This is a genomic window from Nostoc sp., assembly GCF_035638895.1.
In the GTDB taxonomy this organism is placed as follows: domain Bacteria; phylum Cyanobacteriota; class Cyanobacteriia; order Cyanobacteriales; family Nostocaceae; genus Nostoc.
Genome location: NZ_DASQZC010000710.1, coordinates 1 through 8,822, shown reverse-complemented (window position 1 = coordinate 8,822; position 8,822 = coordinate 1). Strand labels below are relative to the sequence as shown.

General features: G+C 40.3%; 5 protein-coding genes. 1 reads left to right on the top strand and 4 read right to left on the bottom strand.

The window, feature by feature from the left end:
* Positions 1 to 23 precede the first annotated feature (23 nt).
* From VE944_RS33630 to lepB, 4 genes are all read right to left on the bottom strand, one after another.
* Complete coding sequence (locus VE944_RS33630) at positions 24 to 1,859, bottom strand: two-component system response regulator (RefSeq protein ID WP_324988025.1); 1,836 nt, start codon at positions 1,857 to 1,859, stop codon at positions 24 to 26.
* Positions 1,856 to 5,467, bottom strand: coding sequence for an ATP-binding protein (locus tag VE944_RS33625; RefSeq protein WP_324988022.1), 3,612 nt, complete (start codon positions 5,465 to 5,467; stop codon positions 1,856 to 1,858). The genes VE944_RS33630 and VE944_RS33625 overlap by 4 nt, the downstream gene beginning before the upstream one ends.
* A gap of 532 nt (positions 5,468 to 5,999) precedes the next feature.
* Positions 6,000 to 6,791 carry an MOSC domain-containing protein gene (locus tag VE944_RS33620; protein ID WP_324988031.1) on the bottom strand — a complete coding sequence of 264 codons (792 nt, stop codon included), beginning with the start codon at positions 6,789 to 6,791 and terminating at the stop codon, positions 6,000 to 6,002.
* A gap of 140 nt (positions 6,792 to 6,931) precedes the next feature.
* Positions 6,932 to 7,573, bottom strand: a complete 642-nt coding sequence (gene lepB / locus VE944_RS33615) for a signal peptidase I (RefSeq protein WP_324988028.1) — start codon at positions 7,571 to 7,573, stop codon at positions 6,932 to 6,934.
* A gap of 434 nt (positions 7,574 to 8,007) precedes the next feature.
* Here lepB and VE944_RS33610 point away from each other — a divergent pair.
* Positions 8,008 to 8,822, top strand: an 815-nt coding sequence (locus tag VE944_RS33610) for an amidohydrolase family protein (RefSeq protein ID WP_324988019.1), incomplete at its 3' end; no start/stop codon positions are given.

Below are 8,822 nucleotides of genomic sequence, written 5' to 3'. Positions count from 1 at the left end.
TTTTTATAGGTGTTATTTCATAGCTACCATTGAGGTGATACAGCAAGTAATTTAATAACCAATTGTTGTTCTATGGGTTTAGAAAATAGATATCCTTGAGCAAAATTACAGTTTAAACTTCTCAATTGGGCTAGCTGTTCTTGCGTTTCGACACCTTCAGCGATCGCACTCATTCCCATTGAGTTGGCAATGCCAATCATTGCTGGTACTAATCCCATGTTCTCTTTATTTTCCTGCATACGTTTAACGAAAGATTTATCAATTTTGAGGGCATTAAAAGGAAAGCTGTGTAGGTAACTCAAAGAGGAATATCCTGTACCAAAATCATCCATAATCAACTTTATTTGGCGCTGTTTTAGTTGTTGAAGAATTATTTCGATTGCATTAGTATTTTCCATAATTACACTTTCCGTAATTTCTAATTCTAAGTATGCAGGATTTATTTTATTTTCATAAATTATTCGGTCAATTTGTTCTATTAAATTAGGCTGTAAAAATAACCGTGCGCTCAAATTGACACTCATAGTTAGAGGTTCTGGTGTCACTGGATAATGTTGCCAGATGCTCAGTTGATGACAAGCTGACTGTAATACCCAAGTATTGATGGCATTAATCAAACCTGTTTCTTCTGCCACAGGAATAAATTCTATGGGAGAAATCAGACCGCGTATCGGATGTTGCCAGCGTACCAAGGCTTCAAATCCAGAAATTCTGCCTGTAACCAGGGAAATAATTGGCTGATAGTAAACGAGGAATTCTTGTCTTTCAACAGCCCTTCGCAGATCATTTTCTAACTCTAAAAGGTGAATAGCTTCTTGATGCATTGCTGGATTGAAAACGTGATATTTGGCTCTTCCTTGAGCCTTGGCCCGATACATTGCTGTATCAGCATCCCGCAACAAATACTCTGGGCGATCGTAATCTTTATTGCCCAAACTAATCCCAATACTGGCATTCATAAATACTTCATATCTGGACAGCTTAAAAGCGAGTGATAGCTGTTGCAGAATCTGTTCGGCAACTTGAATTGCCATATTGATATCTGTGATATTTTCTAGGAGAATTCCAAATTCGTCACCGCCCAATCGTGCTAGAGTATGAGTAGGTATCAGACATGCTTGCAGGCGGTAAGCGATCGCTATCAGCAATTCATCTCCCACCAGATGTCCGAGGGAATCATTGATCACTTTGAAGCGATCGCAGTCCAAAAAAAGGAGTGCAAACTGATAACTAGATTGTTCCTTAGCTCGATTTAAAGCATTTTTTAGTCGCCTAATAAACAAAACTCGGTTTGGTAATCCAGTCAGGGAATCATGCAGCGCCATGTCTAGCAGTTGACTTTGCAATTTCTGGCGGGAATTGATTTCTTGTTGGAGGTTTTGGAGAGTTTTTTCTAGCTCCCCAGTTCGCTGTTTTACTCGATCTTCCAATTCAACATTTAGCTTCAATATTTCTAATCGCGCTGATCTCAATGCCAGTTGATTTTGCACGCGCACTAAAACTTCTTGGAACTCAAAAGGTTTGGTGATGTAGTCTACACCACCTACCTTAAAGGCTTTCACTTTGTCAAAAACATCATCTAAAGCGCTAATAAAAATTACCGGAATATCGGCTGTTAGCTCACCAGCTTTTAAGGTCTGACAAATTTCATAGCCATCTACTTCTGGCATCATAATATCAAGTAGAATCAAATCCGGTAATACTGTTTGAGTTGCTGTCAGTGCCATTTGCCAATTCAAGGCTTTACGAACGCTATACCCTTCCCTTGTCAATATGGAGGATAAAACCCGCAGATTATCCGCCATATCATCAACGATCAAAATATCTTTTTTATTAGGGTCTAAATGCTCGTAATTCATTCTACGTTTGTTTTAGTCAATTCCATGATTTTCTCAAACTGGTAGTTATTCGCTAAATCCCTGAGAACTTTAAAAACTTGACTATTATCCGATGGAATTTGCTTGATTAACTCTAAAATCAGTTCATCGCTACAGCTAGCTGCGGCATAGTAAATCTGTTGGAGCCACTCAGGGGACATTTGTGATAAACGGCTCAGGAGTTCGGTAACACTGATAAATATCTGTGTAGGTTGATCGACAACTGTTGTGTTTGTGGTTTCTACTTGGTTGGTATACTTTACACCCAAATGTTGGCTCAGTTTTTCCAATAATACTTCTTGTCTGAATGGCTTGCGAATAAAATCATCACAGCCAATAGATAAAATTTTCTGGCGTTCTTCTTCAAAGGCGCTAGCAGTTAGGGCAATAACGATCGTGTGTGTATTGGAGTAACTCTGCTCTCCCCCAGAAAAGTCAGAAGGGGGAGCCAGGGCTGGTGGCGATCGCTTTGTGGACGCATCATTTGCATCATTTTCCATAACACCAGTTACTTCTAGCGTGGGAGACGCTGCGCCTAGCTGGCTTTTGAATAGGGGTACTTTGAGAACTTCGCACTCGCCGGAATCGGGGAACCCTCCTGCAAGGTACTGGCTCCCCAACGATACCTGCTGTTTTGAGTTTGGGAACCTCCGTAATCCATTGGCTACCCCATACCCTCTTTGTTTACCTTTAATTATTTTTGTCGCTTCGTAACCGTCCATGACCGGCATTCGCATATCCATAAAAATCAAGTGTGGTTGCCAAGATTCCCAATTAGCAACTGCTTCACTACCATCTGTAGCTTCCCTGACTTCAAAGCCAACAGATGTGAGAATTTTAACTAGCAACAACCGACTTTCTTTGGAGTCGTCAACGACTAAGATGCGGTATGCTTTCTCAGTAGGTGCTAAAGCTAAAATTTGGTATCTAATTTCATTTGTCGGGATTTCTCTGGGGCAAGTTAGAGCAATTTTAATATCAAAGGCAAATCTACTACCGACACCCGGTATACTGTTGACAGTGATATCTCCTCCCATAAGTTGCACGTATTTCCGGCTAATCGCCAAACCCAGTCCCGTCCCTTGTTGGGATTTTCTGCCGATTTCGGTTTGCTCAAAAGGTTCAAACAACAAGTCAATTTCTTGTGGGGCAATACCGCAGCCAGTATCTTGTACCTCGAAGAAGAGATGAGGGGGATGAGGGAGATTTTGCTCTCCCTGCTCCTCAGTTTCCCAGCCCCCAGCCCCTAGTCTCACCCTTAGTGTCACCCTGCCAGTATTAGTAAATTTAATGGCATTTCCCAAGAGGTTAAGCAAGACTTGACACAGTTTATTTTCGTCCGTTTCTATGTATTTAGGAATGTTTTGTGCATATTCAAATACCAGTTCTAAATTTTTAGATGCAGCACTTGCGTGTTGCATCTTTTCTAACTTCTTTAATACATGAATTAAGTCAAAGCTGTTGCTATTTAATGTGATTCTGCCAGCTTCGATTTTGGACATTTCTAGAATGTCGTTAATTAAGTTGAGTAAATGTTCGCCAGCCCGATTAATAATTGCTAAATTTTCTTGATGTTCGCTAGATAAAGAATAATCTCGGCTCATAACTTGGCTAAAACCGAGAATGGCATTGAGTGGGGTACGCAGTTCGTGGCTCATATTAGCAAGGAATTCGCTTTTGGCGAGGTTAGCGGCGGTGCTTCGCGCTGCTTCACGAATGGCTGCTTGTTGTTCTTGTGCGGCAATTTTTTGCGATTGAATTAGTTCTTGTTGGGTGGTTTGTAGTTGCTCGATAGCTTGCTGGAACTCTTCAGTCCGTTTTTTTACTTGAGCCTCTAAGGTGCGATTGTATTCTGCTAATAAGTTTTCTGCTTGTTTGCGTTGGGTAATATCAAAAAATGTAGCGATCGCAAAAGCAAGATTTCCTGATTCATCATAAATTGGCTTTCCCAAAACTTCAATAGGAATACTCTTGTCAAAATGGCGAATTTCCATATCATCGATCCTGGCGCTTTCCCCAAGCAATGCTCTCAATATCGGCAGGCGATCGCTGGGGTAAAGTTGATTTGTCCCAGCAAGGTAAGCTTGATATACCTCTGACAATTGTTCGGTGCTAACTTTTGCGATCGCTCCTTGACCAAGAATTTGCTGCCCTATTTTATTTGTATAATAAGGTTCACCTTCAGCATCTATAATAAATACACCTATTGGCATAGCTTCTAAAAATTGAGTTAGCCGACTCTGACTTTGAGATAGCGCCTCATTTAAGACTTGCATCTGAGCATTCTTTGCTTCTAAAGTATTGAACGATACTTGGAGTTGCTTTGCCATAGTTTCAAATGACTTGGCTAGTTCTCCCAGTTCATCGGAACGCTGAATTTCTGGTATTTGCTCCCATTCACCTTTAGCAATTTTCTTCGCTGATGTGTTTAATTCTAAAATCGGCTTAATTACCCAGCGACTAGTCAAAATCCCAATTCTTGTAGCGACTAAAAAAGCAACTATGCAGAGCAAAATGGTGATGCGGGTGTTGGCATTAATTTCCTCCATAAATTCGCCTTCGGGAATCACTGCCACAATTAGCCAATCTAAACCCAGTTCATCCCTCCAGCTTTTTACCTGCACAAAATAACGCATTCCATCGGCGGTAAAACTTAGCTGTTGCTTCTCTCCAACAAACTTAAGACTGCCAAAGTGTTTGATCAAAGACTGTGTTGTGAGTCTAATTAAAGAATTTTGACTATCTAATCCTGATAAACGTTTTCCCTCCCCATTCATGATGGTATATGGTGGTTCGCTAGTCGAAGAAGCCACTATTAACCCAGAACGCTCTAAAATAAAAGTTTCACCCGAATCATTAATCTTTAAATTGCCTAAAAAATTGCCGATTTGTGATAAAAGCAAATCAACACTAATCACCCCAACAAATTTGCGATTTTTATCGTAAACAGGATAGCTAGAAGATATGGATATAATTTCTGGTTTATCTTCCCATTGATAAATTTGACTCCAAACTCGTTTACCTGATTTGACTGGATCTGTATACCAAGCTTCTAGGTGAGGATCGTAATTTTTAACTTCCTGTAAATGGCGGCGATTTCCTTGGTTGTCTGTAGGGTAAACATAAAGTTTGCCGAGTCCATGCTTTTTGCTAACTTCATTAATTAAGAGCTTGCCATTATCTAGACGTTCAACACCGATAAATTCACCTTTGGAATTGGCAAAGCTGTTATAGCCAACATTGAAAACCTGCATTTGTTTCCAAAAGTAATTGCCGGTGGTTTGAAAATCCGAAAGATTGAGCAAACCTAGCTCAATTGCATCTAAGTTGATTTGATTAATTTGCTTCGGGGTTGTTAAATAGCTATCAAGATGCTGTTCAATGCGATCGCAGATTTCATTTTCTAATTGAGTAGCAAGCTCCGTTACCGCTTTTTGACCGTTTTGATACGAAAGATAGCCCACAAGTCCGACCGCGCCACAAATTTGCAATATAAAGGGCACAATCAGAACATACCTCAGGGGCATAGTGGCATAAACTTTGCCAACTAAGCGATTAATAGATTTGATGGGCTGAAGTTTGGATAACATTGTTGTTTATTCTTCCCCAGCATATTCGGGGTATTTTTGCCATATCAGCTACACTTAATATCAGGATAATTACGGCCTATTATGCATTTGCTATGACATCTTTTTAAATGTGGAGTATAAAAAATCACAGAAATTTTGTCTTCTACTTTTTTGACTGGCTAAATTCCTCCAAGGTCTAATTTTCAGACTTAGCAATGCCGATAGCGAGTCTTGCCTACAGCACAGTGAGCGAACGAGCATCATAACCCGTCGTAGATATTGCACCTGAATTAACTCAGTTTTATCCGATTTTCTCGGATGAAATGAAATTTAACGGATAAGCTACAGTATGCCATTCTAAAATTCAGGTCGTCATTAGTACCTAATGCAAAATTTAATTTTTAATTGCTGAGGTCTTGATTTTCCAGTCTGAAAACTCTTGGACTTATATAAAAATTTAAGTACAACAATTTTAAAATTTTCATATAAATACAGAGTAAAAATAAAAAAATCTCAAAAAAATTTACTTAATATTTTCTACTTTAAATAAATGTTAATTTTCTTGTAAAAATATGTCAACCTCATCGCCGATTTGTAAAATTTTTCCGGCTGACGATGGGGCTAATTGGGTATTGACACTCAATCTGTAAAAGTGATTAAAAGGCGATGAAGCGACCCAATTTGGTAGAGTTGCTTGTCGCTGGGTTGCAAAGATTTTTTGAAAGTTTGGGTAAGCTTTTCCTAAGTAAGAATCGCGTGTTGGGACTATACAACGCTGACATGGATTAACCCCAAAAAAATCCACATCTCCCACTCGAAAGGAGACAAAATCACCTTGTTCATTAAATAGCCGATCTTCCCAAAATGCTGGTACACCATCAATCTCGATGTTGGCACGCATCCGACGGCGTATTTCATCTACACTTAAACCGGGAAACCAAGAAGCTACTTCTGCCAATGTTGCTGTACTAATTACCGTTGGCCCAGGTGAGTATGTATCGTCAGGAAAACCCATCAGAGAATTTTGCTTTAATGTGACAGCAAACTCAAAAAAATTACTCATAGTTGCTTCTAATGCTGGCCGTTCTTCATCAAGATGAAAAATTTGTTGTGAGTCGCCGCCTGGGATGTGCAACGAGATAGTTCTACTTAAGAGTGCAAATTGCGATCTTATTAGATTGATTTTAGCATGACGTTTGCCATTGACAAATCTATCCTGTTCGTCAAAGATGGCAAACTCGCGGTCATGCTGTAGTGCGCCACTGGCAAGAACTCTAGCGTTCTCAACTTCAACACCATCCAGTGATTTAACTGGATACAGTAAAATCTTGGCTAGGTAAGGCATCATGGTAGTGAGAGGCAGGGGGTAGGGGAAGAATTTTTAACTTTTGACCAATGACCAATGACTCCCCTGGTTTTCCAAAGTAAGCACTCGCGTTACTTGTTCAACCAGGGGAGCTTCAATAATGTCAATAATATTGTTAATTACGGATATATTGGCGATTTATCTATTCCTCCAACATGATTTAGAGGCCAGAAACGAACTACAGCCCGTCCAATAATATTCTCGCGGGGGACAACACCCCAGCAGCGACCATCGTAACTATTGTTACGATTATCACCTAGTACTAAATATGAGCCGATTGGTATAGTCTGGGGTTTGGCCAAAAAAGGTGGTTGTGGCCCTGATTGGCAAACATCAATGACTGTACTCTGAGCAGAACCGAGGTAATTGGCTTCTGGGAGGGGTTTGTTATTGATATAGACTTTGCCATCCTTAAGTTGTACTTTTTCTCCAGGTAAGCCAATTACACGTTTAATAAAAGCATCTTGATATTGTTCTTTTTGTAGCTCTTTTGTTGGCGAAAATACTACAATATCTCCCCGTTGCGGGTCAGCAAATTTATACTTCAACTTATCGACAATGATTTTATCTGCCTCCCACTGGTTTGGCGTACCATGCAGAGTCGGTTCCATTGATCCAGAAGGAATCCAGCGTGCTTCAGCAACAAAGGTACGAATTCCCAGAGCTAGAACAATACTCAATACAATCGTTCTACCTAGCTCTGCGATCCAAGAATTATCGGGTTGTTGACTAGAGTTGTTATCAGACACTTTATTTTGTATGAAATTACTTAACTAAAGGAAAAATGTAGGTAATTAACTCGCCTAGTAAGACTTTATCTGTTAATCTTAACGGGAAAATTTTAATTTCCTAGTCATGCTCCTATCTTGACTACCAATTTTAGATTGGGGATTTTAGATTTTGGATTAGGGCGTTTGTTTTGGGTCATAACTCGCCTCTGATGGCCGAAACCAATGTAAAATACCCAAACCGGATTCTTTCTAGGCTATGGTCAATCCAAAATCCAAGTTGCGCTGGAAGCGCACCAAAGGTGAAACCTAAAATCCAAAATTGATTGACGGGGTTCTTCATAAATTAAAAATAAACTTTTTTTTTAACCCACGGCAAAAATTGGTTACTCTGATCGCGAATAAGTTTAACCTGAAAGCATAATTCTCTGTAATACATAGCTCCCTATCTCAACAAAACTAACCCTATGCCATCTCCACAAATTTTACTGATTCGCCGCGCTCGCATAATTCTACCCAATGGTGAACTGATGATTGGGGATGTATTGATCCGCGATCGCCAAATAGTCGAAGTTGCACCAGAAATCCCTGAAACGGCACTAGCCACTGAAATTGACGCAGAAGGGTTAACTTTGTTGCCAGGAGTCATCGATCCGCAGGTGCATTTCCGAGAACCTGGACTAGAACACAAGGAAGATTTATTCACCGCCAGTAGCGCCTGTGCTAAAGGGGGAGTCACTTCTTTTTTAGAAATGCCCAATACGCGCCCCCTGACAACGACACAGCAGGCTTTAGACGATAAGCTACAACGTGCCTCACAAAAGTCCTTGGTTAATTATGGCTTTTTTATTGGGGCAACAGCAGAGAATCTACCAGATTTGCTCTTAGCAAAGCCAACATCGGGAATTAAGATTTTCATGGGGTCGATGCATGGTCAGTTGTTAGTTGATGGCGAAACAGCATTGGAGGCGATATTTGCTAAAGGCGATCGCTTGATTGCTGTTCATGCCGAAGACCAAGCTAGAATTAACCAACGCCGCCAAGAATTTGCCAACATCCACGATCCAGCCGTTCACTCGCAAATTCAAGATAATCAAGCGGCTTTGCTTGCAACCCAACTGGCATTAAAACTTTCTCAAAAATATCAACGTCGTTTGCATATTTTGCACATGTCAACTGCTGAAGAAGCAGATTTGCTGCGTCAGGAGAAACCTAGTTGGGTAACAGCAGAAGTGACACCACAGCATTTGTTGTTGAATACCAGTGCTTACGAGGAGATTGG

Bases quoted from the DNA above. Each gene is read 5' to 3' on its own strand.
- VE944_RS33630 (WP_324988025.1), bottom strand. From the start codon at position 1,859: ATGAATTACGAGCATTTAGACCCTAATAAAAAAGATATTTTGATCGTT.
- VE944_RS33620 (WP_324988031.1), bottom strand. From the start codon at position 6,791: ATGCCTTACCTAGCCAAGATTTTACTGTATCCAGTTAAATCACTGGAT.
- VE944_RS33625 (WP_324988022.1), bottom strand. From the start codon at position 5,467: ATGTTATCCAAACTTCAGCCCATCAAATCTATTAATCGCTTAGTTGGC.